Source organism: Cyclobacterium xiamenense (assembly GCF_009467825.1).
Taxonomy (GTDB): domain Bacteria; phylum Bacteroidota; class Bacteroidia; order Cytophagales; family Cyclobacteriaceae; genus Cyclobacterium; species Cyclobacterium xiamenense.
In genome coordinates this window covers 1-24938 of sequence record NZ_WIOK01000040.1, presented here as the reverse complement: position 1 = coordinate 24938, position 24938 = coordinate 1, and the positions used below count along the sequence as shown (strand labels likewise).

Here is a 24938-nt window from a genome sequence, read left to right as displayed (position 1 = left end):
AGAATGGGTCGGAAATGCGCTGCAAACGAACGGGAGGGGAAATTATCTTTCCCCTGAACGGAGCTTGCCTCGGGTGAAAATTAGCAATCCCTGATTTTACAAATTATCTTTGCCATTCGGATGCTTGTTTTTTTTACACACCAGCAAAATTTTCTCACTTCATGAATTATTTGAACTTTGTATTGGAGAACAAAAAACTGCTGACTTTTGGGTTACTGATGACCAGTCTTTCCGGCTACGGACAAACGTATCTGCTGGCCCTGTATGTGCCGTATCTAATCGAGGAGTTTTCGTTACAAAACGCGCAGATTAGTGGTTACTACATGATCGCTACCATCGCTAGTGCCTTGCTATTGCCTCAGTTGGGCAAATACATCGATAAGACAAGCCTGGTGAAATACACGCTTATGGCCACGGTCATCTTCATTTTATCCATGGTCTTGATGAGTTTTAACCAACATTGGTACTTGTTACCGCTGGCGTTTTTTGGACTTCGCATCGCTGGACAGGGATTGTTCAGCCACATTGCCATCACCAGCATGTCAAAGTATTTTTTAAAAGGAAGGGGAAAGGCCATCAGCCTGGCTTCGCTGGGGCATCCGGTAGGACAGGCGGCGCTACCCATCATGGTGGTAGGCCTGATCAACTTGTTTGGGTGGAGGCAATCGCTGTTGGTGAATGCATTGATCGTCCTGATCGTGGTTCCGGTATACCTAAAGCTATTTATCGACGAAAAAAAATTGGTCGTTCACGAAGAGGGCGGCAGCGCAGGAGCGGTCTCTTTGACCAAAGAAGTTTCTCAATGGGAGATTTTGAAATCCGGCAAGTTCTGGTTGCTGGCACCAAATCTCTTTGTGCTTTCGTTCACCGTAACCGGTTTGTTTTTTTACCAGTTTGCCATTGCTGAATTTAAAGGATGGACGCTGGAGTGGATGGCCGTTGGGCTTACCTTTTATGCCCTCGCCGGTTCCCTGGCCATTCTGTTTGCTGGTCCGCTGATTGATAAGTATACGGCGAGAAAATTTTTTCCATTTTACCTGATTCCTTTTCTAATCGCCATCGTCTTTATTTGGTTGGTAAACGATTCCCTGGTCATCTTTCCGTACATGATCCTTATGGGCGCTTCCGCGGGTTTTGGAAATGCGATTATTTCGGCGCTTCAGGTGGAATTGTTTGGCGCGGGCTTTATTGGAAAGGTACGGAGCATCTTTGCCTCGGTGATGGTACTTAGTTCGGCGATAGGTCCTGCTATCTACGGGCTGGTGGTGGATGCTGGCTACAGCTTCGATGCGCTGTTTATCGGATCGATCGTGCTTCTATTAGTCATCATTTTGCTCTCATTTCGAATCGTTCCGAATTATACCTATGCTAAAATGAAATACAAATTCAAGCGTAGGCATCGCCGGTTTGATTTTTTCAACATCTTTAATTTAAAGCATTGATTACTAACACATTGGTTTGAATCGACTTCAGCAGATAATTAAAAAAAAACAGGCCTTTTCAAGGGTAGGTGTTGGACCTTTTTAGCACAGCACGTACCTTTGTTTCAACGATTGAAAATTATGCAAACATTCGTGGCGCTTCTGTTATTTACCCTTTGCTATGGACTGTTGTTCTTGTCCATGTTCCCTGTAAAAAGGTTCAAAAAATTTAACGAAATCACCCATTCTGCGAAGAAAGCCCTCTACCGCCAGTACGATTTGACCTGGCCGTATTTTTTATCCTTTTTGGGGGGCTACTTGTTGGCCTCCGTCATGGTTTACCTGATCCGGGATTCTATCTGATTTAGTCTTTCCAGAGACGCTCTTCCGCATCCAGTACGGGTTTGAAGTCGATTGTAAGACCTTCCATTTTTTGTTGGATTTCGTTGAGACAAAGGTTTCCGATACTGCCTTCGTGGGTATGGTGGACTCTTTTTCCGGGAGAAAACTGCCGGTTTTCAATATCCAGTCCTACTTTTTTATAGGCATCTCGGAAGGGCATTCCCTCGAGTACCAGTCGGTTGACTTCTTCCACACTAAAGAGATAGGCATACTTTTCATCTTCGAGCAAATCTTTCTGCACGGAAATGTTTTCCAACATGAGTTGGGTGATGGATAAGCAATCCCGTAGCTGCTCAAACGCGGGAAAAATGGTTTCTTTCAACAATTGCAAGTCCCGGTGGTAACCGGTACTCAGGTTGGTCAATAGCAGGGTGATGGTTTGGGGATAGCTCTGGATCTGGTTGGTTTTGGCACGTACCAATTCAAACACGTCCGGGTTTTTCTTATGTGGCATGATGCTCGAGCCCGTAGTGAGTTCGTCGGGGAACCGAATAAACCCGAAATGTTGGTTCATAAAAAGGATCGCATCCGTAGCGAGACGGTTTAGCGTTCCTGCCGTAGCGGCCATCGCAAAGGAAAGGGATTTTTCGGTTTTTCCCCGGCTATTCTGTGCGTTCAGTACGTTGTAATGCATGTCCGCAAAGCCAAGCAATTCGGTCGTCAGGGTGCGGTTCAGGGGAAAGGAAGAGCCATAGCCCGCTGCAGACCCAAGTGGGTTGCGGTTCACCAATGCGTAGGCTGCCTGCCAAAGGTACATGTCTTCGGCCAAACCCTCCGCCATTGATCCAAACCATAGGCCGAAGGAGGAAGGCATGGCCAACTGCGTATGGGTGTAGCCTGGCATGAGGTCTCCTTTATGCTTTTCCGCCAATCGCAACAATAGCGCAAATAGCTTTTCAACCTCCTCCATGGTTTGGCGGATGGCCTGCCGGTAGTACAATTTGAGATCTACGAGTACCTGATCGTTTCTTGATCGTCCGCTATGTAGCTTTTTGCCCACGTCTCCGTAGCGTTCGGTAAGCAGAAACTCTACCTGACTGTGTACGTCCTCAACCCCCGGTGCTATGGAAAACCTTCCTTCTGCGATCTCCTGCCGAATCTCTTTGAGACCTTTTTTTAGCACTTCCAATTCCTCGGCAGTCAATAGATCGATGGAAGCGAGCATGATGGCGTGTGCCATGGAGCCTGTGACGTCGAAAGGAGCCAGGATCAAATCAAACTCCGGGTCACGTCCGATGGTGAACGTTTCAACTTCTTTTTTGCTCGTTTTGTCTTTTTGCCAAAGCTTCATGCGTTTGTCTGGATTAGGTGGGAAAAATAATTTTCCAATAGTGAAATGTACAGGGAAATACCCTCCTTGATTTCGTCGGTATGGATGTATTCGTCGGCGGTATGGGATCTCGCGGAATCTCCCGGCCCTATTTTCACAGATGGGTAGGGAATTAAGGCCTGGTCTGACAGGGTAGGGCTGCCATAGGTCTCCAATCCCATGGACCTGGCCACCAGCAGCAAGGGGTGTGTCTGGCTGATTCGGGACGGGCGCAAGCGCATGGAGCGGGGGTGAAGGTCGGCCTTTACCACTTGCCTGATTTCCTCCAGTGCTTCTTCCAGCGTGTAGGCATCGGTCACCCGCACATCCAGGGTATAGGTGCATACGTCGGGGACCACGTTGTGTTGGGAGCCCGCTTGTAGGATGGTGGCCGAGACCTTGCTGGGTCCCAGGTATGGAGAAACCTTGCGAAAGCGAAAGTCCCGTATGGCCAGTAAATCGTCCAGGGCTTCGTAAATGGCATTCAGTCCTTCTTCTCTGGCCGCATGGCCGGGACGGCCTTTTACCCGGGCATCAATGACCATCAGCCCTTTTTCTGCCACCGCCAGTTTTAGTAGTGTAGGTTCGCCTACGATGGCCAGGCTCATTTCCGGCAATTCCGGGATCAGGGATTCGATTCCGCCTTTTCCGCTGATTTCTTCTTCGGCCGACGCAATCAGCAGGAGGTTTACCGGCAGTTGCTGTTCGTGAAAGTATATAAATGTAGCAATAAGTGCGACCAAGGGGCCTCCTGCATCGTTTGATCCCAGGCCAAATAGTTTCCCTTCTTTTTCCAGGGGCTCGTATGGATCCAGGCTATAGCTCTGATTGGGTTTGACCGTATCGTGGTGGGAATTCAGGAGGACCGTCGGTAGACTTGGGTTGTATTTCGTCGCATAGCACCATATATTGTTCCCTTTTTGGTGGCAGTTAATTCCCTTTTTTTCAAGATAGGATCGGATAATCGCCGCCGTTCCGTCTTCTTCCCGGCTCAGCGACGGGGTGCGGATCAGGTCTTTGAGTAAGTGAATGGCTTCGGTATACAGTTGTTCGATGGATTCCAATGAGGCAGTTGTTTAGGTGGCGGGCTCAGTATAGCCCGTACTTTTGGGACTCAATGATGGTGCCGGCATTTTTACCTTTGGATGCCAGCAGCAGGTTTTCCGGCAAGCCCAGCCATACGTGGACAACCCCTTTGGCCAGTGCATTAAATGCGTTTTCCAGTTTGGGTATCATGCCGGAATGAATGATCTGATCCCGCAGTAATTCTTTGTATATGTCCTCGTTGATAAGGGGAATCAGTGAAGCATCGTTGTTGGCATCCATGAGTACGCCGGTTTTATCAAAACAGTAGTAGAGGTTTACTTTGTGTTTTCGGGCCAAAGCGGTTGCGATCTCGGAGGCAATTGTATCGGCGTTTGTGTTGAGCAACTGCCCCTTGCCGTCGTGCGTTATCGCAGAAAACACCGGTGCAATGGATGGTTGCAAAAGAGACTCCAATAGCTGCGTGTTTACCTGCACCACGTCCCCCACATAGCCATAATCCACGTCCGTTACCGGTCTTTTGACCGACTGTATGGCATTGCCGTCTGCTCCGGTAAGTCCGATGGCTTGCTGGCCGTACGTATGCAATTCGGCAATCAGGTTTTTGTTGATTAGTCCGGCATATACCATGGTGACCAGGTCCAGTGTTTCCCTGTCGGTAATGCGTCGTCCCCGGTACATTTGAGGTTCGATACCCATAGCCTTTCCGATCCGGCTGGCCAGCACCCCTCCTCCATGAACCAGGATTTTTTTTCCCGGAAATTTTGCAAAAAGCTGGAGGAAACGGCTGGCGTTTTCCGGATGGTCGATGACGTTTCCCCCAATTTTGATAACACTGATTTCCATGGTATGGGGATTTATAGCAGCGAATCGATTACCGCCTGTGCGGCGAATATTCTGTTTTTGGCTTGATTCTGTACCAGGCTTCGGCTACCATCCAGTATTTCGTCGCTGAGTTCCAGGTTCCTGCGCACGGGTAAGCAATGCATGACCCTGGCCTTGGAATTTTTTTTGAACTTACTTTCTTTGAGTAGCCAGTTTTCGTCTACTTTCAGAATTTTCCCATAAGGATTGAACGCGCTCCAGTTTTTCACATAGACGAAATCGGCGTCTTCCAGGGCTTTGTTTTGGTCGTATTCAATGGTCGCCCCCTGGGTAAATTGCTCGTCCAACTCGTAGCCCACCGGGTGCGTGATGGTCAGGTCATGGCCGCAGCCCAGCGCCCATTCGGAAAAGGAATTAGCGACGGCATGTGGGATGGATTTGATATGTGGAGCCCAGGTGAGTACCACCTTTGGCTTTCTTTTTTCCTGAAAATTCTCCCGAATCGTGACCATGTCCGCCAGGCTTTGCAAGGGGTGTCGGATGGCGCTTTCCAAACTGATCACCGGGATGCCGGAGTAGCGGATAAATTGATTGATGATAAAGTCCTCGGTATCTTCTTCTTTATTCGTCAGGGAGGGAAATGCACGAATGGCCAGAAAATCAAAATAGCCGCCCAACACAGCCGCCGCGTCTTTGATATGTTCCACCTTGTTTTTATTCATCAATACCCCATCCTGCATCTCCAGAGCCCAGGTTTCTTTGTCCATGTTTAGTACAAAACTCTCCACCCCCAGATTGGAAGCGGCAAGTTGCGTACTCACCCTGGTCCGTAGGCTGGGGTTTAAGAAAATCAATCCCAGACGCTTCCCTTTCCCCTTTTCCTGATGTTCCAGGGGAGATGCTTTACATGCCAGGGCTTTATCGATCAGGGAGTCGGCGAGGGTACGTGTATCAAATTGTGTAAAGTTCTTCATGGTTTTATCGGGTCGGCTTTTTGTTCGGTTACTTGTTTAAGACTGCTGAGGAATTCCTGTAAATCCGACCGTTGAATGCCCAAAGGAGGCAAGAGACGAATGGTTTCTTTGCTGGCGGCACTGCCGGTAAAGATGCGGTGATTTTTGACCAGTTTGGAGCGGAAGGGTGCGGCTTCTTCCCGGAGATCAAACCCGATCATCAGGCCTTTGCCGCGCACCGAAGAAATAGCAGGAAACTCCGTGGACAGGGCTTCCGTCAGGAAATCCCCCTGCTGTATTGCGTTCTCCATTAAATCTTCCTGTTCGATGATTTCCAATACCGCCAGCCCTGCCGCGCAGGCCAGGTGGTTTCCACCAAAAGTAGTCCCCAGCAACCCGTGGCGGGCCTGAAAATCGGGATGGATCAAAACCCCTCCAATGGGAAATCCGTTTCCCATCCCTTTTGCGATCGGAATTAAGTCCGGCTCCAGTCCAGCTGTCCATTGGTGGGCAAAAAACTTACCGGTTCTTCCATAACCCGCCTGCACTTCGTCTACAATAAAGCAGGCGTCGTATTTTTTGGCCAATGCGGAAAGCCCCTGCAAGAAGTCAGGGGGAGCAACGTGAATGCCGTTCACGCCCTGTATGCTTTCGATAAGAATGGCAGCGATCTCTTCGGTTTTCAGGCGATGTTCGACCGCCTCGAGATCATCCATTTCTTCAAAAAACACCCGATGTCCGGCGTTAAAGGGGGCAACAATTTTTGGGTTATCGGTGACCGCCACTGCTCCGGACGTTCTTCCGTGGAAGGCTCCTTTAAAGGCAATGACGCCTGCTTTTCCTGTTCGAAACGAGGCAAGTTTGAGCGCATTTTCATTGGCTTCAGCCCCGGAATTACATAAGAAAAGATCGTAGGACTCGTATCCGGATAGCTGCCCCAGTTTGGTGGCAAATTCGGTTTGTAGGGGAATGCGTACCGAATTGGAGTAAAAGGCAATTTTTTCCAGCTGATTGCGCAGACTTGCCACAAAGTGAGGATGGCTGTGCCCTACAGAAATGACAGCATGTCCGCCGTACAAATCCAGGTACCGGTTTCCGTCCTCATCCCAAAGGTACACGCCCTCCGCTCTTACAGGCGTTACCTGCATCAATGGATATACATCAAATGGCTTCATTGGTCGAAGGTTAAGTTTTTATTTGGTACTGACGTCGTTTTTCAAAACGCCACACTTTTCAATTGCAATCCCAGTTTCTCGTCCAACCCAAAGGCCAGGTTCATGTTTTGGACCGCCTGCCCGGAGGCTCCTTTCAACAAGTTATCAATGGTCGAGTAAATCACCAACTGTCCCGCTTCCTTTTTGAGGTGGACGAGGCATTTGTTGGTGTTGACTACTTGCTTGAGGTCCAGGTCCTGCTGGGTCACATGGGTAAAGGCAGCTTGACTATAGAAATGGGCATAAGCTTCTAGGGCTGCTTCTTCTGTGCCGCTGTAAGGAAAATACGCCGTCACCCAAATGCCCCGGGCAAAATTTCCCCGGTACGGAACGAAGAACACCTGTCCATGGAAATCGGAGTCCAACTGGCCAAAGGTTTGGTTGATTTCCTTCAGGTGCTGGTGGGTAAACAGTTTGTATACCGATACGTTTTGGGTCCGCTCGCTAAAATGGGTAGTGGGGCTAAGTTTCTTGCCGGCGCCGGTACTTCCCGTGATGCCGGTGACGTGTAAGGGGCCCGCGCACCAACCTTCCTTCACTGCTGGTGCCAGAGCCAGCTGAATACCCGTGGCAAAACAACCTGGGTTTGCAATTCGCTTCGCCTGTTTGATACGGGAGGCATTCACCTCGGGCAATCCATAGACAAAGCCCTGCGACTCGTCCCTAAAATCGGTACTTAGATCGATGATGACTGTTTCTTGCCCAAAGGTATGCTGCTCCAGAAAAGGCCGGGCTTCACCATGGGGCAAGCAGAGAAAAACCAGATCCAGACCTTTGGTATCAATCTGATTTGTGAAAACCAATTCCGAATCGCCAATTAAATCCGGATGTACGGCCACCACCGGTTTGCCCTGCTGACTATTGCTATGGATCCATTCCAACGACACCTGGGGATGGTGAACGAGCAGGCGAATGAGTTCACCTCCGGTATAGCCAGCGGCTCCAACGATTCCGGTTTTAATCATCCTTTTCCTGGTTTACGCTGTGAAAAATAGCGGTTTGATTGCCAAGAATTCGGGTAAATCCTTTCACGTCCTCCGCTGTATAGCCTTTATTCATCTCTCCATAGCTGCCAAACTTTGCCGACATGAGATCGTGGTCCGAATGAATACCGATCATGCTAAAGCGGTAGGGCATCAATTGAACGTTCACTTCCCCGGTTACATAGGTTTGGGTCGCTGCCATAAATGCTTCCAGATTTCGCATCACCGGATCAAGGTAATGGCCTTCGTGCAGGTGGTTTCCGTAAAATTCCGACAGCTGGTTTTTCCAAAAGGACTGCCATTTGGTCAGGGTGTGTTTTTCCAGCAGCTGGTGTGCTTTAATAATGACAAGTGGAGCAGCTGCTTCGAAACCCACACGGCCCTTGATGCCGATGATCGTATCGCCTACGTGAATGTCTCGCCCGATACCGAAAGGACCGGCAATTTCCTGTATTTTTATTATCGCGGCTACCGGATCTGCGAAAAACGCTCCATTCACCCGGTTGATCTCACCTTTTTCAAAACCAATGCGAAGAATTTCGGGATCGGTTTTGCTCACCTGGGTAGGGTAGGCTTCTTCCGGCAGGGCCTGATCCGAGGTAAGTGTCTCCTTACCCCCCACAGACGTGCCCCAAATCCCTTTGTTGATGGAATAGGCCGCTTTTTCAAAATTCATGTGCACCTGATGCTCCTTGAGGTAGCTGATCTCCTCTTCCCGGCTCAATTTGAGGTCCCGGATGGGCGTTATGATTTCCGCCTCGGGAAGGATGGTTTGAAAGATCATATCAAACCGAACCTGATCATTACCCGCCCCGGTACTTCCGTGAGCCACAGCGGTTGCTCCGATGCTTTTGGCGTATTCTGCCAGTGCTTTGGCCTGTAGGATCCGTTCGGCACTGACCGATAGCGGATAGGTTTGGTTTTTCAGTACGTTGCCGAAAATCAGGTACTTGAGTACCTCCTGGTAGTAGGTTTGGGTTACATCCAATACTTTAAACGAAGCTACGCCTAATTTTTTGGCCCGCTCTTCAATACGTTCCAATTCCTCTTGCGCAAAACCACCGGTATTGACTAGTACCGCATGTACCTCGTAGCCTTTTTCCTGACTCAAATAAATGGCACAAAATGTGGTATCCAATCCACCGCTGTATGCTAAAACTACTTTTTTCATAATGTATCTTACTGTTTGCAAACGTCGCCGCGAGCAACTTTTGACTTAGGATGATTGATTTACTTTTCCTTTGACCTTCGCCAGTGCATTTCGCTTTCCTTTGGCAATATTAAGAAACATGGCCCGTTTGATTTTAATCAATCGTTCAAAAAGGCTGAGATTCTTTTTAAATTCCGAGGAAAGCTTCTTTTGCTCCGCCTTTTTTACGCTTTTAGGTTCGTAGAGCATGGCCGTACACAAGCAGTTTGATCGGTTTTTGCTCATGAGAATGGGATAATTCACGCAGCTTTGGCATCCTTTCCAAAAATCGTCATCGGTGGTAAGGTCCGAATAACTTACCGGATAGTAGCCCAATTCGGAGTTGATCTTCATAACGGCTGCCCCGGTTGTGAGCCCGAAGATCTTGGCATCGGGGTATTTTTTTCGGCTAAGCTTAAAGACTTCTCGTTTTATTTCTCTGGCCAATCCGTGCTTTCTGAATTCCGGCGCAACAATCAGCCCCGAATTGGCCACGAACTTTCCGTGTCCCCAGGCTTCGATGTAGCAAAACCCCGCCCATTCTCCCGATTTGGTAAGTGCGATTACTGCTTTTCCTTCATTCATTTTTGTCCGAATGTATTCGGGAGACCTTTTGGCGATTCCTGTACCCCGGGCTTGTGCCGAACGTTCCATTTCCTGAGTAATGATCTCAGCGTAATGACCGTGCTCTCCCGATGCGGGTTTTATTGTAAATTTCTGGTTCGACATGGCAACATGGATTGGGGCTTATTCGCATTTCAATTTTGAAGTGCTTTCCGGCGAACAGCCCGAAGAAGGTTTGGTTGAAATGAGTGTATACGTGCTTTCGAAATGGATGCATCCACGTAGGATACATAAAAATAAGACAGGGACTATGCCCTGAAAACAGTCCGAAAGGTCTTTAAAGGAAACAGAACCGGATACCCAAAAAGATTCGTATGGGCCAGGTAGGGGTTGGATGCTATGTGCGTTTCTTTTTTCATTTTAAACCATACAAATATTTATTTATTTGATCAAATATACAAATTTTGGACCCAGATATTGCAGTCGGCCATGCAGCGGTCTTGTTCTATGCAATGCCAGTCGTTTTGCTTCTTGAATTTCTCAGGATTAATTAAAGGTATAAATTTAAATTAATGGTTATATTTTTAATTATTTAAAGACATTTATTCATTTTATTAGGAAGTTTTTTTTAAATTTTTCTATAAATTGACTTTAGCCTGTTTTTTGTTGCATGGACTAGTTGAACCAAACAGATAAAACGAAATGGCAAAATGTTTTGCATTAATGGGCTGGAGTTTGCCCGTCATAGAAAGTATGCAAAAGCTCAACAAACCGTATGTGGTAGTTTCTTACCCGGATTTTGAGGAATATGCGAAGGAGCACAGCATTCCGTTTGTTTCTTACGCGTTTAATGAATGGAGCGATTCGTCGAATTCGCTGGATTTAAAGGTAAAATTGGATGCCTTCGGTGCAGACGTGGCGGTTCCTCTCTTTGAAGAAACGGTGGAATGGGCTGGGGCACTGAATTCCCTGTACCGGGATGATCCCCGGGTGTTGAATCGGGCTTTCCTTTTTCGAAACAAAGCGATGATGAAAAGAAAAGCGTTGATCGGCGGATTGCGGGTAGGACTTTTTGAAGAGGTATACAACAAAGAGGGTGTTAAAAACTTCATGAATAGGCTCAACCAGGCCAACCTGCAAATTGACGGAGAAGAGGACAGTTGGGTTCACATCAAGCCATTTGCTTCGGCGGGAACGGTCGGACACCGGTTGCTGCGCTCACAATCCGATATCGATACCAAATGCCAGGACGATGAATTCCCCTGTCTGGCGGAAAGCCATTTGCCCGGACGAGAATTCAGCTGTGAGGCATTTATCCACGGTGGGAAAATCCGGTTTATGAATATCACCGAATACGTAAAGCTTGGGTACTCCAACTTTATCCCCGAGGGAAATTACCTACATACCAAAAGGGAGAAGATATTGAAAGAAATGCAAAAGCTGGTTGATTTATTTGGTATTCAATACGGCATGATCCATCCCGAATGGTTTTTGACAGAAAACGATGAATTGAGCTTTGGAGAGGTGGCATGCCGGATTCCCGGCGGGCACATTCTTGAACTTTGCGGTCAGGCCTATGGCTTTGATGCACTGGCTGCGTTCGTTATGTGCCACGATCCCGAGCTTACCGAAGAGGAATTGCAACAACTATTGCCTCCGTTGGATGCGCGGCCCGAAACGTTCTATGGAAATGTGATGATTTACCCACATAAAAATCAGATTTCCAAATTGGTGATTCCAGAAGAATTGAAGGAAGAGTCCTATTTTCTGGATCACAACCTGGTACCGCCATTAAGCAGCCAGAAAATTAGCGATCGGGAAGGCTTTGGCAACCATTTTGGAACAGTCAATTTTAAGGGAGAGGATCCCGATCGGATGACAGAATTATTGCTGCATTACGAAAATGTGGATTTTTATCACTAGAATCGAGTTTAAGTAAACCAATTTTATGCAAGAAGAAGGAGTGATCTCAGAAAGCAATCTCGCGTCTTTTGACGAGTTGTTTGAGAATTATAAGTCGGCTACATCGCTGACGAGAGGGGAGAAAGCCCAGAAAATTATGGGGCAATTGGATACCTGGTGTGGGACACTACAGGGAATCCGTGAGGTTTACCAACGCATTCCTGACCTAACCGAAGCAGGAATTTTCAAAGGCGGTCCCTGGGAACACCCGGATAAGCTGGTGCCCCAATTGGTCAATGGCACCTACAAAAGTGGTCACCCCAATTCTACCATCGAACTCCTGAGCGAGCTGCGTATGCTTGCATTGCTGGAAGGAGAGATCGCAGGCAGTGAGGAACAGCAGGAGGAAGCGGACAGCTACCTCCAGGAAGTACTGGTGCACAACTTGGAGTTTGTCTTCAACGAACCCCAAGAGGAGACCCGCCTCGCCATGAGTGCGCATGAACTCACCAAGGTTCATGCACTTTTCCAGTTTATTTTGGAAAAAATTGAGCTTTCAAAAGTAAAGTCCAAGTTGGTAGAAGAGTTAACCCTTATTTGTGAACAGCGCCCGGTAGTTACAGAAAAACAGCGTCGAATCATTGCGTTGGTGAAGGAGAAAATTGAGCTGAATCCGGATGATCCGGCCGATATGGAACTATTGGCTTTCCAGCGAGTGATTTACAAACCCTCCCCGGGAGTAGCGGGAAAGGATCACCTGGCTTATGGAAAAGCGCTTAACCGAATGAAAATTGAAACACTCGAGGAAGAGGCCAGTGCGTTGGGAAACAGTATGTTGCAGTTCGGATTAGTCAGTACCTACCAGGCGGTGTTATTGGTGCACCTGGTGAAAAAGGATTACCAGGAATTGATACCGGTTTGTTTGGGCCTGAATCCAACCGGTCTTGCGCGGTTTAATGAGTTCAAGGATTTTGTCTGTTTCTTGATTTTACAGGTAATTCATCCCTTCAACGCCCAATGTATTTTTGGTCTGGCGAAAATGCTCGAGAATGGTATTATTTCGCGGGAAGCGGTTCGCTCCGGTCTTTTCAACTTGACCAAGATCACCGTTCATCCCGAAGTCGCCCGTCGCATCCTGAAATCCACCCGAACACCCCACGAAAAAGTAACGCCCAAACAGTACTTGATTGGAGCCCTTTTTCGCATTCTGGGACAGCCGCTCGGGGTAGGACAGGGAAATAACCCCACATGTCAGAGTGCGCGGGGCATAAGCATGTGGAGCCAGCATGCCCCGGCAAAGTTGATTCATATGGTACAAACGGCAGCGGTATACGATAATCTCAGTTTCCGTTTTGAGGGTCAGGAAATCAGCTATTCCACCACGCCTGCCGGATTGGTTCAAAACCTGGATCACCACCTGGATGCGGTATCCGTAACACTGGTGCCCATGCTTGACAGGGTGTATAACGAGATGATGCGAAGGGCGTCCGGGCGGGGAGAGGATCCACATAAATGGGTAAATCCAGGATTGTACGGACAATGGATCCAAATCGGATTTGCCTCCGCTTACGACTACCTTTCAAATGCCATTGTCGATTTTGATGGATTTGTGCGTGTGTTTTACACGATGTGCCATCCACGTTTCAACGGTGGCCACCGCCTGGTATATCCCAATCCCGTCGGGATTTTTATCACCTCGGCCAAAGGCGAAATGCTGGGCTTCCACGCCGTCTCGCTTCTTCGGGTGGACGAGGATCCTTCCGGCGTTGTTCGCGCCTATTTCCTAAACCCCAACAACGAAGGCCGACAGGATTGGGGACAGGAGATCAAGCCCTCAGTGTACGGAAAGGGAGAAATTCACGGAGAATCGTCCCTGCCTATTTATCAGTTTGCCGCCAGGGTGTATGCCTTTCATTACAATAACCTGGAAGCTGCTTCCAAAATGGAAACAATTCCTCAGAAGGAAGTGGACAAAGTCAGAAAGTTGGCCAAAGATAGCTGGGGGAAATCTTATACATGGTTGGAAATTAAAAAACAATGGTAAAACATTCGTCAAGAATTGAATTAAAACAAAGTGCCTATAAGAGCAATGTTAACTTTATCCGTAAAAAAATAGGTGAGAAACCCATACTCTCTTCTGTGGTCAAGGCAAATGCCTATGGCCACGGGATTGAGTCCTTCGTACCTATGGCCGAACGCTGTGGAATCAATCATTTTTGCGTGGCTTCCTCGTTTGAGGCAGAACAGGTATTGCAGGTTTGCAAGCTGGAAAGTGAGATTCTGATCATGGGTATCATCTACGAAGAGGATCTGGAGTGGGCAATATCTCATGAAATAGCTTTTTTTGTCTATTACTTTGACCGCTTGCCGAAGGCATTGGAAGCCGCAAAGCGGGTTGGGAAAAAAGCAAAAATACACCTGGAGGTAGAAACGGGCGCCAATCGAACCGGAATGCACACCAAGGAGTTTCCCAAAGCGCTTGCCTACCTCAAAAAAAATACCGACTGGCTCATTTTTGAAGGCTTGTGTACCCATTTTGGTGGAGCGGAAAGTGCAAGCAATCAATTTAAAATCGATCGGCAGCACAAACGCTACAAGGAATTTCTCCGGCAGTGCAAAGAAAAAAAATTCTTGCCTCAGTTGCGGCACATTGCCTGTTCGGCGGCTGCATTGGCGATGAAAGATACCGTCTACGACCTGGTTCGGATAGGTGTGGCCCAGTATGGATTCTGGCCCAGTCCGGATATCTATTTTTCCCATTTGCACGAGACCAACAAAAAAGCCGATACTTCTTTGAAACGGATTTTCAGCTGGAAGACAGATGTGATGGATATTCGGGAAGTGAATGAAGGGGAATTTATTGGCTACGGTACCGCATTTCAGGCCACACAAAAAATGACGATTGCGGTGCTTCCGCTGGGATATTCCAATGGCTACCCCAGGGCCTTATCCAACCGTGGGCAGGTGCTCATCCGTGGAAAGAAAGCACCCATCGTGGGTTTGATTAACATGAACTTGTTTATGGTTGATATTAGCCACATCACAGGAGTGAATGTAGGCGAAGAAGTGGTATTGATCGGGCGGCAAAACAATAACGTGATCAACGTTTCCAGCTTTACCAATGTCACGCAATTGCTAAACAACGAGATGCTTAGTCGCCTCCCTGCAGCCATTCCACGTACGGTGGTTCGCTGACGAGCACCGCACCGATCAATTTCACTATCGGGACTTACTCAAAAAAGTCTGCAGATACCAGCTGTCGGGGAATACCGGGGCCGGAAATAAACAACTGGAGTGTTTCTCCTGCGATGTCCTCGAAATAACGAACTTCCAGTTCTTGTTTGCCGGCAACCAGTTCAAGGGTGTTACTTTTTTCCGCTGCAGAATGAGAGCCGTCGTTATCAATGAGCAGTTCCCCATTCACGTACAAAAGGCTTCCATCGTCGGATTGTAGGTAAAAGGTATACTGACCTTCGGTCGGGACCACAAGTGTGGCGGTATAGCGTACAGCGAAGTGGTCTTCCCGGTGTGGGATTTCTTCGAGGCTGATCTCCGAGCTTTTTCCACTGGCTTGTATGACAAGGCCCTGGAAGTCAGGGACCCGGGAAAACGTACCTTCCAGGTATTCCCAATTGACCCGGCCCGGCTTCGTGGTCAGGCGGTATTGTTGGATTTCAGGCCGGCTTTCCTCTCCATTGACCACCGAAATTGCCGTAACCAATTCGCTCCGCTTTAAGTGGATGGGTTCCTGATAGACGGTGCCAGTGGTAGCCGTAGGAACCGTGCCATCCAGGGTATAGCGTATTTCTGCATGGGGTGCATCCGATTTTACTTCCAACAGAAGCGTGTCCTGTTTGAAAAATCCTCCGGTAGGAAAAATCAGCGGCATGGGAGCGAATGAATCGGCAGGAACCGAGGGATCAAACGCTTCGACAATCGGCCTTCCCACGCCAGCTTTGGGTGGGGTTATCCCCAGGGCGTATGCCAGGGTAGGAGCCACGTCGTACTGATAGCAAGGCTTGTCAATTACTCGGCCGGGCTGGATTCCTTTTCCGTATAGGATAATGGGGATTTCCAATTCGTCCAGACTGGTTCCCCCATGCCCTTTGCCAATACCACCATGATCTCCGGTAATCAGAATCAATGTTTCGTCCATGATACCCGCGTCTTCCAATTTTTGCACAAAGTCACCAATTAGGCTATCGTAATGCGAGATGGAGTTAAAATAGGCCCGGGAGTCGTGCCCGTCCTGATGGCCGAAATGATCGATTTCGTCGATATCAATGAATAAAAAATCTGGTTTTTCTTCGAAAAATGCCTGTACGGCTTTCGAAAAAACATCGTCTCCACTGCTTCCTTTGTATACCCGCTTTGCGGCGTCCAAATCGTAGAGACGGGCAAGTCCTCCCCATTCGTAAAACAGCTGCATGTTGGCATCTGGTAGTTGCTCGTGCATCCAGTTAAACAAACTGGGGTACCGACCACTGTCGGTTGTCAGCACGGGCGGCCACCGCTGCTTGTCTAATTCCCAGGCATTGTCATAGACCCCGTGTTGCAACGGATCGGCACCAGTGAGCATGGAGGTCCAGTTGGGGGAGGAGTTGGTCGGCAATACGGCCCGGGCAAAGGGGGCGATGGCGCCTTCTGCAACCAGTTGATTCATATAGGGCGTCTCGGCCTTTTGGAAACCCCGGGACCCAAAGGCGTCGAGACCGATGAGAATGGCGTGGGTTACTTTTCGTTCGGGGACCTTTGGCTGGCACCCGATGCAGCAGGCGAGAAACAGTAGGTTTCCCAGTAGCAGGTGCAGGTATACGGGAGTATTGGGTTTCATGATGGGCTCAATGGATCAGGGAGAATAGTTTTTCCGGCTCATCTGTTGTGATGAAATCCACGTTTTTTTCCAGCAGCCATTGCATGTCTTCTTCCTTATTGACGGTCCACACATTGACTGTCAAGCCCAATTCGTGTGCTTCGTCGATCCATTGTGGGTTTTCCTTCACGGTTTTTATGTTGTAATCAAAACCGAAAAAACCATGATCTTTTAGTTGTTTCGGTGTTTTATCTCCCATTAGATAGGCCACGTTGGCATTGGGATCCAACGCCAATACGCGCAATCCGATGTCATAATCGAAGGTGATGTAGTCGATCCATTCTTCGGCATTTAATCTTTTCACCAGTTCCACCGATTTTGTCGCCAATTCCTGCCCTCTTTCCTTGGATATCCGGGATGGTTTGATCTCAAAGATCAGTTTGGTTCCCTGCTGGGTCATTCCTTGCCGAATGTATTCTTCGGCAGTAGGGACTTTTTCTCCGTTGGGCAATGGTTTTCTTAGCAGCTCGGCATAGGTTACCTCTTCAATAACCATTCCTTCGTGATCCGCATCGTGATTGGCTACCAGCACTCCGTCGGCAGTCATCCATACATCAAATTCCGATCCTTCGCAGCCCATGTCTACTGCCTGTTGCAGGGAGGCCAGCGAATTTTGAGGATGCGGAGCGGCTTTCCAGGCTCCCCGGTGAGCGATTACTTTATTGCGGTGGAAGTTCATTTGTTGGGCATTAGTCTGCAAAAACACGGTTCCTAGTAGCAGAAAGGTAAGAAGAATGCGGTGTACCATGGGTATAACGTTGCTGGTTTTTTACGCAATATTCGAAAAGAAATGGGAATCACCAATACTTGGGGATAAATAAACGGTTACCAAATGATGAGCAGAAGGTTTCCGGAAAACGATGGGATGGAAAAGGAGACCAGGACTACTCCCAGATGCCAGTGGGAACGATTTCGAGTACGTGTCCGAAGGGGTCCTCAAAATAAAAACTATTTCGATCGCGGCCCCAGTCTTGTTCGTGGGTGATTTCGATGCCCTTTTCACGAAGAAGCGCCCGGGTAGCCAGGTAATCGGCTTCCGGTACTTCGAAGGCAATGTGTTGCTTCCCATGGGCATAATGCGGAGGGAGGCTGCTCTCCTTTCCGGTTACTTCCGGCAAAAAGCACAGCAAAACCGAATCCCCGCATCTAAAAAAAACATGCCTTCCTTCAACCTTCGAAATGAGGGGCATTTCCAATAAGCCGTTGTAGAACGCCACCGCTTTATCCAGATTAGGGATGTAAAGGCAGGTTTCTTTGATACGGTTGTACGGAATCATGAGGGGTTGTTTGGCAATTATTGATTATTTTCCAGGTAAAAGGACTGCAGGATGTAATGTAATTGCTCGTATTCAATCAGAAAGGCATCGTGTCCGTAGGCGGATTTGATTTCCCGATAGGTACCCTTGGCTACGTAGCGGGCGATATACCGGGATTCGTCGCAGGTAAACAAGACGTCGGTATCGACACCGATTGAAAGTACCCGGCAGTGGATACGGGCGAGGGCATTGGGGGTACCGCCCCTGCCTCTTCCCAAATCGTGACTATCCATGGCCTTGGAAAGAATCCAGTAAGACAGCGCATTGAAGCGATTGGCAAGCTTTTGCCCCTGGTAACGCAGGTAACTACTTATTTTAAAGTTGTCTGTTTTTTCTTCCGTCTCACTTTGGCTTTGGACAAAGGTTTGCGGGTGCCGGTAACTGAGCATGCCAATCGCCCGAGCTGTTTCCAGGCCCTTTTTTCCAGCGTCTGGATGTTCTTTTCCCCAGGTTTCATCGGATTCGATGGCCATACGTTGCGTCTCATTAAAACCGATAATCCAGGGAGATGCTTTCGCATTGGACGCGATGATAATGGCATTTTGTAAGCGATTTTGCAGGGAATAGGCCCATTCCAAAGCCACTTGACCACCCAAAGAACCTCCAATCACCGTATTTATTTTTTCCAGGCCGAGATGCAGCCGCAGCCGGTCCAGGGACGCAGCAATGTCTCGGGTGGTCAGGTTTGGGAAATCGTAATAATACGGCTTTCCGGTATCCGGACGGCTACTCAATGGCTGCGTGGATCCATAACAAGATCCGAGATAGTTTGCGCAAATGATGAAATAATTGGCAGGGTCGTAAAACTTGTCTTCTCCTACCAGGCCCGACCACCATTCCTGTGGGTTGGCGTCTCCGGTCAATGCATGCATGATCCAGATCACGTTGTCTTTTTCGACATTGAGCTGTCCCTGTGTGGTATAACTCAATTGAAACTCAGGCAATATTTCTCCAGACTCCAAGGGGAGTGCTTCCTTGCAATAAAAAATATCTCGGGTCATTTCAATGGTCAAATGCGGCGATTGAAGGTTCATTTGATGAAATTATAGTTTGTCAAAAGCTGCGCTGAGGTCTGCTTTTAGGTCTTCCACATGTTCGATTCCACAAGAAATCCGCAACAGGGTAGGCGTAACACCCGCAGCCAGCTGTTCCTCCTCGGAAAGTTGTTGATGGGTGGTAGCGGAAGGTTGGATTATCAGCGTTTTTGCATCTCCTACGTTCGCCAGGTGGGAGATCAATTCGAGGTTATTGATAAACTCCGATGCTCCTTCTTTTTCACCTTTCAGCTCGAAACTCAACACCCCGCCATAGCCATTGGGGAGGTATTTTTTTGCCTGCTCGTGATAGGCGCTGGAAGCCAATCCGGGATAATTTACCTTTTTCACTTTTGGATGTTGCTCCAGCCATTCTGCCAGGGCCAGTGCATTGTCGACGGTTCGCTGCACCCGTAGAGAAAGCGTTTCCAAGCCTTGCAACAACAAAAAGGAATTAAACGGACTTAGGGCCGGACCGAAATCCCGAAGGCCTTCCACCCGTGCACGGATAGCAAAGGCCACGTTGGGTAGGCCCAGCGGATTATTATCGCCAAAGGTTTCCCAGAAATTAAGCCCGTGATAGCCTTCCGAAGGTTCGGAGAATTGAGGAAATTTACCATTTCCCCAGTTGTAATTGCCACCGTCGACGATGATTCCCCCAATTGAGGTACCGTGCCCGCCTATCCATTTTGTGGCGGAAGAGGTCACAATAGTCGCCCCGTGTTTGATGGGCTGGCAAAGATAGCCGCCCGCACCGAAGGTATTGTCTACCACCAATGGGATATCGTATTTTTTCGCAAGTGAGGCCACGGCTTCAAAATCAGGCACATTGAATTCCGGATTGCCGATGGTTTCCACGTAAATCGCCTTTGTCTTGTCGTTGATTTTTGCTTCCAGATCGGCTGCCTTATCGGATGCAGCAAATCGGGCCTCAATGCCAATTCGTTTGAAGGAAACCTTAAACTGGTTGTACGTTCCGCCATACAGGAAGGGAGACGTGACAAAATTATCCCCAACCGTCAGGAAGTTGTTGAGGGCCAAAAACTGGGCTGCTTGTCCGGAAGCCGTCGCGACCGCTGCCACTCCACCTTCCAATGCAGCCACTCTTTTTTCAAAAACATCCGTGGTCGGATTCATGATCCGGGTGTAGATGTTGCCAAATTCTTTCAGGGCAAATAAATTGGCTCCGTGCTCGGCCGAATTAAATACGTAGGAAGTGGTTTGATAAATGGGAACCGCCCGTGAGTTGGTGGTTGGGTCAGCTTCCTGTCCTGCGTGAATTTGTAATGTTTCGAATCGGTACGTTTTTGACATGATTGTTGTGTTTTAGGTCTATGTTTTTATGAAAATGATGGGATGAATACGCATGAATTGGCGCTTAGAAACGCATGCAAAACCGCTCCGTGCCCTGATAGCACGCGTGGAGCCATTTTTTGATACGTTTGGTGGAAATTTTATCCTTTAGGTTTACCGGAAATGGCCTCATTTTGTAGAATTTATATTCCCAGATGGAACCATTCACACCTGGCAGGAATTGGCACCTTGGATTTTCCAGGTTGCCAGAGGGTCTACGAGCCTGTCTCTTACCTCTTCTTTATAAATCCTTTTCACTTTTAAAAAGTTAAAGGATGGAGCAAAATAAGCCCAGAAAGGAGTATTTTCCAATTTATTTGGTGAATTTTTTTCTTTTTTTGAAACAATATCGCAGAAAATCAGTGAGATAATCGGATGAGGCACACACGAGCAATCGGTCTATTTCTACTGGTCGGATTCGTTGTTTTTCCGGACGCCCGGGGGCAAAGGCTCACGAGATTCGCCATGGAAGGACAAACAAGTTGGATTCTCCCGCACTCGGAAGAGTTGGTTCCTATATCCCAAAGCCATCCGCAGGGAATCCGCTTGTCCTACGAAAAACTATCCCTGGAGAAATCCACCTGGGAGAATTGCAATTGTTTTTACCTCTGGGGAGGGGAGTTGGGCTATACAAATTTCAATAATCCGACCGTATTGGGAGATGCGTTTTTCTTTTCTGGTTTTTTTGAACCGGTACTCTGGCGCCGTGCCGACTGGCAGTTACGCCTAAAAGCTACCCTGGGCATGACCTACCTGACGAAGGTTTACGATGTAAATAGCAATCCGAAAAACACCTTTTTTAGTAGTCCGCTTAGCTTTTTGCTTGCAGTGGCTCCGAAAGTATCCTATCAGGTGTCCGAAAACTGGGAGGTTTTCCTATCCGGATACTACAACCATATTTCCAATGGAGGGCAAAGACAGCCCAATCGAGGCATGAATTTTCCGGGCTTTGGTTTAGGGGTCGGGTATTGGTTAGAACAACCTGTCTTCCCTGCGCATAAAAAACCCGTGCTAAGACACCGCCTTTCTTTTCTTTTGGAAAGCTTTGGCACCTTTAGGGACAATCCCGCCGACACTGGTAGGGTACCCGCACTCGGAATTTCAATGGATCTAATCCATACCCTGACGCGTATCAATCAGCTGGGGCTGGGGACCGAACTTTCCTGGGATCAGTCGCTTTCTTCCCGTGCAGAAACCCAGGGTTTTGTTCCGGCTGCCTTTCTTTCGCACCATTTGGTTTTCGGACGGGTAGATTTCAGCCAGCGGATGGGCCTGTACTTGACCGACCCAGCGCTCATCGGCCAAAATCACCGCTTCTTTCAACGTTATGCATTGAGCTACTGGTTTCCAACGGGATTTGTTTTGGGGGTAGATCTGAAGGCCCACGGCCATGTGGCGGAAAACATCGGCTTGCGTTTGGGTTGGCTGTTTTAGCTACAAAAGCTACCAAACAAAAGGTATTCTTGCCGTAAACGTTTTTGAAATTTGATGCAAATTGGATCTTTACTACCTTTCCTTCGTTAGGTGTAAGGGATTTGATAAAAAATCCCATTAATTTTATTTATTCGTTTTAATACACGGTTACTTTCATGAAAATACATTCGATGATTTCTTTTTGGATACTACTGACAGGAATCTGTCTTGGCTTCCCGCTTATTAGCTTCGGTGAAACGACTTTTCCTAGCGAAAAGGATAGCCTTGAGGCGCCGACAAATTGGTTTTTATTGGATCCGATCGAGGACGGGTATCTAGGGACGGGAGCTGAAAAAGCCCACGAAAAGTTTTTAGCCGGAAAGCGTGCAAAACGTACCGTGGTAGTGGCGGTTATCGATTCGGGAGTGGATATTGTACACGAGGATCTGAAGGATAAGATTTGGGAAAATCCTGGGGAAATTCCGGGAAATGGCATTGATGACGATGGAAACGGATACATCGATGATGTCCATGGATGGAATTTTATTGGGGGTGCCGATGGCAGCCATGTGGAAGAAGATTCACACGAGTTGACCAGGGAATACAACCGACTGAAAGCCAAATTCGGCGAGATGGCAGCGGAGGATGTGAAAAAAAGAGACCGCGAGGAATATGCCTACTGGCAGCGGGTCAACGAAAATTTTGAAGAAAGCAAAAAAGAAGCCGAGATGAATTATAACATGTACGGCAATATGCTAAATGGCTTCACAAACATGGCGAGGCTGGTGAAGGAGGAATTCGGGTTGGATGACTTCACGCTCAAAGATCTAAGCGAAATGGAGTCCGAAAAGGAGGAAATCAGCAATGCCTTGGAAATGCTTTCGCAGTTATTTTCGATGATTAATATGCCGGATCCTAGTGTCAATGAGATTTTGGAAGTACTGGATGGAGCCGTAGAGCATTTTGAAGTGCAGGCCAATTATGCCTACAATACCGATTTTGATCCCCGCGATATTGTTGGAGACGACCCGGAGGATTACAAAGAGAAATATTACGGCAACAACGACCCTACCGGTCCGGATGCTACGCATGGCACCCATGTAGCCGGAATTATAGCGGCCAAACGTGGCAACGATTTGGGTATAGACGGCATTGCAGAGCACGTGCTGATCATGCCGGTCCGTGCAGTTCCCAATGGTGACGAACGGGATAAAGACATTGCAAACGCCATTCGGTATGCCGTGGACAACGGCGCTCATATTATCAATATGAGTTTTGGAAAATCCTATTCCCCGGGAAAAAAATACGTGGACAAGGCCGTAAAATACGCCCGAAGAAAGGGCGTTCTCCTGATCCATGCGGCCGGGAATAGTTCCAAAGAAATCAATCCGGACAACAACTTCCCCAACCGTTGGTATGGACGAAGGGGTTCCTCTGATGCCTGGCTGGAAGTAGGTGCGTCCGCTGCGATTGATTCGGATAATTTGGCCGCCGATTTCTCTAATTTTAGTAACGAGGGAGTGGATCTATTTGCCCCGGGAGTGGATATTTACTCTACTGTTCCCGGCTCGGAATACGAAACCAACAGCGGTACCAGTATGGCGGCGCCGACGGTTGCCGGTGTTGCTGCCATGGTTTGGGCGTACTACCCGGACTTGAAACCCAAAGATCTTCGGGAAATCCTGATCCAATCCGTCTACAAGCCAACAACGGAGCAGGTGCAGCTCCCGGGACAAGAGGAGCTGATTGGATTTGACACGCTTAGTGCTACTGGAGGCGTAGTAAACGCTTACCAGGCCCTGCAACTGGCGGCACAGCGAAGCAAATACGACTAGAAGTACCGCATTACCCGGAAAACTGCACATGGTATGAACTACCCCATTTACATGGACTACAATGCAACCACGCCCTGCCATCCCGCAGTACTGGAGGAAATGGTGCCCTATTTTACCGAACATTTTGGTAATCCCTCCAGCGGCCAACATCCCTACGGATGGGTAGCGGAGGAGGCTGTGGAAAATGCGCGGGAACAAGTAGCTTCATTGATCGGAGCTTCTGCCGGGGAAATCGTTTTTACCAGTGGCGCCACAGAAGCCATTAATCTGGCCTTGAGGGGAGCAGTGGCCCGGTTGAGGTCCAAGGGAAATCACCTGATTACCTTTGCGACGGAACACAAGGCGGTATTGGACACCCTAAAAACTCTGGAAAGTCAGGGTTGTTCACTAACGATTCTTCCCAGCCAACCGGATGGTTCGGTATCGTTGGATTTGCTGGAAAGAAGCATCACCTCAGATACCGTTTTGATCGCGGGCATGCTGGCCAATAACGAGACGGGCTACCTGCATCCCATCCGCAAAATGGCCACAGTCGCCCGCGAACGGGGGATCGTATTCTTCACAGATGCGGTGCAGGCAGTGGGCAAGGTGCCGGTTGATGTGCGTGATTTGGGCGTAGACATGCTGGCACTTTCTTCCCACAAAATGTACGGACCCAAAGGGGTAGGGGCATTGTACTTGCGAAAAAACAAGGGAGGTGTCGGTCTGGAACCTCAGATTACCGGAGGAGGGCAGGAAATTGGTCGGCGAAGTGGTACGCTAAACGTGCCCGGCATCGTGGGCCTTGGCAAGGCTTCCGAAATAGCGCAGCAAGGAATGGATGCAGAGTCGATGCGGTTAATGCAACTTCGGGATTCCCTGGAACACGCGTTGCTGAAAATCGACGGCGCCCAACGTAACGGATCCGTCGATTCCAGGTTGCCCCATGTCAGCAACATTTCTTTTCGCGGAATTCCGGGTAAGCAATTCCTGCTTCGAATCAACAAAAAACTGGCGGTGAGTTCCGGTTCCGCTTGCAGCAGTATTTCCGACAAGCCGTCCCATGTACTGCTAGCCATGGGTTTGGATTCCCAGACCGCTATTGCTACCTTACGGCTTTCACTGGGTAGGGGCAGTACCTTGACCGATGTCAAGCAAGCGATTTGTTACATTCGCGAAGCCCATAACCAGCTAAACGAACGATCCCCAGCCGAACACTGAATTAGTGTTAAGTTAATTATGATATGACGTATTAATTTTGTACCTTTAAAAGAAACTATGAAGAGGTACACTATTAAATTATTGAAAGATGAGGTTGATGAACTCATG

General features: G+C 48.4%; 21 protein-coding genes and 1 riboswitch. Of the genes, 8 read left to right on the top strand and 13 right to left on the bottom strand.

From position 1 onward, the window contains the following. The first annotated feature begins 161 nt into the window (after positions 1-161). Together GCU44_RS20770 and GCU44_RS20765 are read left to right on the top strand one after the other, a co-directional pair. On the top strand, positions 162-1442 hold the full coding sequence (locus GCU44_RS20770; protein WP_154859265.1) for an MFS transporter: 1281 nt from the start codon (positions 162-164) through the stop codon (positions 1440-1442). Between the two features lie 120 nt (positions 1443-1562). After that, positions 1563-1784: a hypothetical protein gene (locus GCU44_RS20765; protein WP_154859264.1), complete on the top strand. Its 222-nt coding sequence runs from the start codon at positions 1563-1565 to the stop codon at positions 1782-1784. 1 nt (position 1785) lies between these two features. Here the strand turns inward: GCU44_RS20765 and argH are convergent, their stop codons facing one another. Genes argH through GCU44_RS20725 form a run of 8 tightly spaced genes read right to left on the bottom strand, consistent with a single transcriptional unit; the run spans position 1786 to position 10069 of the window. Continuing rightward, complete coding sequence (gene argH / locus GCU44_RS20760; protein ID WP_154859262.1) at positions 1786-3114, bottom strand: argininosuccinate lyase; 1329 nt, start codon at positions 3112-3114, stop codon at positions 1786-1788. Then, entirely contained in the window at positions 3111-4196 is a 1086-nt protein-coding gene (locus tag GCU44_RS20755) for a M20 family metallo-hydrolase (RefSeq protein WP_154859260.1), read from the bottom strand. The genes argH and GCU44_RS20755 overlap by 4 nt, the downstream gene beginning before the upstream one ends. A 25-nt stretch (positions 4197-4221) precedes the next feature. Beyond that, positions 4222-5022, bottom strand: a complete 801-nt coding sequence (argB, locus tag GCU44_RS20750; protein WP_154859258.1) for an acetylglutamate kinase — start codon at positions 5020-5022, stop codon at positions 4222-4224. An 11-nt stretch (positions 5023-5033) separates the two neighbouring features. Then, positions 5034-5975 carry a Rossmann-fold NAD(P)-binding domain-containing protein gene (locus tag GCU44_RS20745; RefSeq protein WP_154859256.1) on the bottom strand — a complete coding sequence of 314 codons (942 nt, stop codon included), beginning with the start codon at positions 5973-5975 and terminating at the stop codon, positions 5034-5036. Continuing rightward, on the bottom strand, positions 5972-7129 hold the full coding sequence (locus GCU44_RS20740) for an aspartate aminotransferase family protein (protein ID WP_154859254.1): 1158 nt from the start codon (positions 7127-7129) through the stop codon (positions 5972-5974). Before GCU44_RS20740 ends, GCU44_RS20745 begins: the two co-directional genes overlap by 4 nt. A 41-nt stretch (positions 7130-7170) precedes the next feature. Then, the gene (argC, locus tag GCU44_RS20735) at positions 7171-8133 is read right to left on the bottom strand and encodes an N-acetyl-gamma-glutamyl-phosphate reductase (RefSeq protein WP_154859252.1); all 963 of its coding nucleotides are present in this window, start codon (positions 8131-8133) and stop codon (positions 7171-7173) included. Continuing rightward, positions 8126-9322, bottom strand: coding sequence for an argininosuccinate synthase (gene argG / locus GCU44_RS20730; RefSeq protein ID WP_154859250.1), 1197 nt, complete (start codon positions 9320-9322; stop codon positions 8126-8128). Before argG ends, argC begins: the two co-directional genes overlap by 8 nt. Positions 9323-9367: 45 nt before the next feature. After that, positions 9368-10069: a GNAT family N-acetyltransferase gene (locus GCU44_RS20725; protein WP_154859248.1), complete on the bottom strand. Its 702-nt coding sequence runs from the start codon at positions 10067-10069 to the stop codon at positions 9368-9370. 537 nt (positions 10070-10606) lie between these two features. Here GCU44_RS20725 and GCU44_RS20720 point away from each other — a divergent pair. Genes GCU44_RS20720 through alr form a run of 3 tightly spaced genes read left to right on the top strand, consistent with a single transcriptional unit; the run spans position 10607 to position 15001 of the window. Beyond that, on the top strand, positions 10607-11827 hold the full coding sequence (locus GCU44_RS20720; protein ID WP_154859247.1) for an ATP-grasp domain-containing protein: 1221 nt from the start codon (positions 10607-10609) through the stop codon (positions 11825-11827). Positions 11828-11852: 25 nt separating this feature from the next. Further along, complete coding sequence (locus GCU44_RS20715; protein ID WP_154859246.1) at positions 11853-13850, top strand: hypothetical protein; 1998 nt, start codon at positions 11853-11855, stop codon at positions 13848-13850. Beyond that, the gene (gene alr, locus GCU44_RS20710) at positions 13844-15001 is read left to right on the top strand and encodes an alanine racemase (protein WP_154859245.1); all 1158 of its coding nucleotides are present in this window, start codon (positions 13844-13846) and stop codon (positions 14999-15001) included. The genes GCU44_RS20715 and alr overlap by 7 nt, the downstream gene beginning before the upstream one ends. Positions 15002-15035: 34 nt before the next feature. Here the strand turns inward: alr and GCU44_RS20705 are convergent, their stop codons facing one another. From GCU44_RS20705 to GCU44_RS20685, 5 genes are all read right to left on the bottom strand, one after another. Further along, on the bottom strand, positions 15036-16640 hold the full coding sequence (locus GCU44_RS20705) for an alkaline phosphatase family protein (RefSeq protein ID WP_154859244.1): 1605 nt from the start codon (positions 16638-16640) through the stop codon (positions 15036-15038). Positions 16641-16647: 7 nt separating this feature from the next. Next, a complete protein-coding gene (locus GCU44_RS20700; protein ID WP_241685050.1) occupies positions 16648-17427 on the bottom strand; it encodes a glycerophosphodiester phosphodiesterase in 780 nt (259 codons plus the stop codon). A 136-nt stretch (positions 17428-17563) separates the two neighbouring features. Beyond that, positions 17564-17953 (bottom strand): VOC family protein, encoded by a 390-nt coding sequence (locus tag GCU44_RS20695; protein WP_154859283.1) that lies wholly within the window; start codon positions 17951-17953, stop codon positions 17564-17566. Between the two features lie 20 nt (positions 17954-17973). Beyond that, a complete protein-coding gene (locus tag GCU44_RS20690) occupies positions 17974-19029 on the bottom strand; it encodes a homoserine O-acetyltransferase family protein (RefSeq protein WP_154859243.1) in 1056 nt (351 codons plus the stop codon). 9 nt (positions 19030-19038) lie between these two features. Further along, complete coding sequence (locus tag GCU44_RS20685; RefSeq protein WP_092169002.1) at positions 19039-20343, bottom strand: O-acetylhomoserine aminocarboxypropyltransferase/cysteine synthase family protein; 1305 nt, start codon at positions 20341-20343, stop codon at positions 19039-19041. A gap of 179 nt (positions 20344-20522) precedes the next feature. Next, positions 20523-20632, bottom strand: a riboswitch (SAM riboswitch). A 125-nt stretch (positions 20633-20757) separates the two neighbouring features. On the opposite strand from GCU44_RS20685, the gene GCU44_RS20680 reads away from it, so the two are divergent. The 3 genes from GCU44_RS20680 to GCU44_RS20670 all read left to right on the top strand — a co-directional run bounded on the left by GCU44_RS20680 (position 20758) and on the right by GCU44_RS20670 (position 24830). Continuing rightward, on the top strand, positions 20758-21816 hold the full coding sequence (locus GCU44_RS20680) for an acyloxyacyl hydrolase (RefSeq protein ID WP_154859242.1): 1059 nt from the start codon (positions 20758-20760) through the stop codon (positions 21814-21816). A 155-nt stretch (positions 21817-21971) separates the two neighbouring features. Then, positions 21972-23630 carry a S8 family peptidase gene (locus tag GCU44_RS20675; protein WP_154859241.1) on the top strand — a complete coding sequence of 553 codons (1659 nt, stop codon included), beginning with the start codon at positions 21972-21974 and terminating at the stop codon, positions 23628-23630. Positions 23631-23663: 33 nt separating this feature from the next. Further along, a complete protein-coding gene (locus GCU44_RS20670; RefSeq protein WP_154859240.1) occupies positions 23664-24830 on the top strand; it encodes a cysteine desulfurase family protein in 1167 nt (388 codons plus the stop codon). The last annotated feature ends 108 nt before the right edge of the window (positions 24831-24938 follow it).

Excerpts from the sequence above, each read along its gene's own strand:
- GCU44_RS20770 (WP_154859265.1), top strand. The coding sequence starts at position 162 with ATGAATTATTTGAACTTTGTATTGGAGAACAAAAAACTGCTGACTTTT.
- GCU44_RS20765 (WP_154859264.1), top strand. The coding sequence starts at position 1,563 with ATGCAAACATTCGTGGCGCTTCTGTTATTTACCCTTTGCTATGGACTG.
- argH (WP_154859262.1), bottom strand. The coding sequence starts at position 3,114 with ATGAAGCTTTGGCAAAAAGACAAAACGAGCAAAAAAGAAGTTGAAACG.
- argB (WP_154859258.1), bottom strand. The coding sequence starts at position 5,022 with ATGGAAATCAGTGTTATCAAAATTGGGGGAAACGTCATCGACCATCCG.
- GCU44_RS20745 (WP_154859256.1), bottom strand. The coding sequence starts at position 5,975 with ATGAAGAACTTTACACAATTTGATACACGTACCCTCGCCGACTCCCTG.
- GCU44_RS20740 (WP_154859254.1), bottom strand. The coding sequence starts at position 7,129 with ATGAAGCCATTTGATGTATATCCATTGATGCAGGTAACGCCTGTAAGA.
- argC (WP_154859252.1), bottom strand. The coding sequence starts at position 8,133 with ATGATTAAAACCGGAATCGTTGGAGCCGCTGGCTATACCGGAGGTGAA.
- argG (WP_154859250.1), bottom strand. The coding sequence starts at position 9,322 with ATGAAAAAAGTAGTTTTAGCATACAGCGGTGGATTGGATACCACATTT.
- GCU44_RS20725 (WP_154859248.1), bottom strand. The coding sequence starts at position 10,069 with ATGTCGAACCAGAAATTTACAATAAAACCCGCATCGGGAGAGCACGGT.
- GCU44_RS20720 (WP_154859247.1), top strand. The coding sequence starts at position 10,607 with ATGGCAAAATGTTTTGCATTAATGGGCTGGAGTTTGCCCGTCATAGAA.
- GCU44_RS20715 (WP_154859246.1), top strand. The coding sequence starts at position 11,853 with ATGCAAGAAGAAGGAGTGATCTCAGAAAGCAATCTCGCGTCTTTTGAC.
- alr (WP_154859245.1), top strand. The coding sequence starts at position 13,844 with ATGGTAAAACATTCGTCAAGAATTGAATTAAAACAAAGTGCCTATAAG.
- GCU44_RS20705 (WP_154859244.1), bottom strand. The coding sequence starts at position 16,640 with ATGAAACCCAATACTCCCGTATACCTGCACCTGCTACTGGGAAACCTA.
- GCU44_RS20700 (WP_241685050.1), bottom strand. The coding sequence starts at position 17,427 with ATGGTACACCGCATTCTTCTTACCTTTCTGCTACTAGGAACCGTGTTT.
- GCU44_RS20690 (WP_154859243.1), bottom strand. The coding sequence starts at position 19,029 with ATGAACCTTCAATCGCCGCATTTGACCATTGAAATGACCCGAGATATT.
- GCU44_RS20685 (WP_092169002.1), bottom strand. The coding sequence starts at position 20,343 with ATGTCAAAAACGTACCGATTCGAAACATTACAAATTCACGCAGGACAG.
- GCU44_RS20680 (WP_154859242.1), top strand. The coding sequence starts at position 20,758 with ATGAGGCACACACGAGCAATCGGTCTATTTCTACTGGTCGGATTCGTT.
- GCU44_RS20675 (WP_154859241.1), top strand. The coding sequence starts at position 21,972 with ATGAAAATACATTCGATGATTTCTTTTTGGATACTACTGACAGGAATC.
- GCU44_RS20670 (WP_154859240.1), top strand. The coding sequence starts at position 23,664 with ATGAACTACCCCATTTACATGGACTACAATGCAACCACGCCCTGCCAT.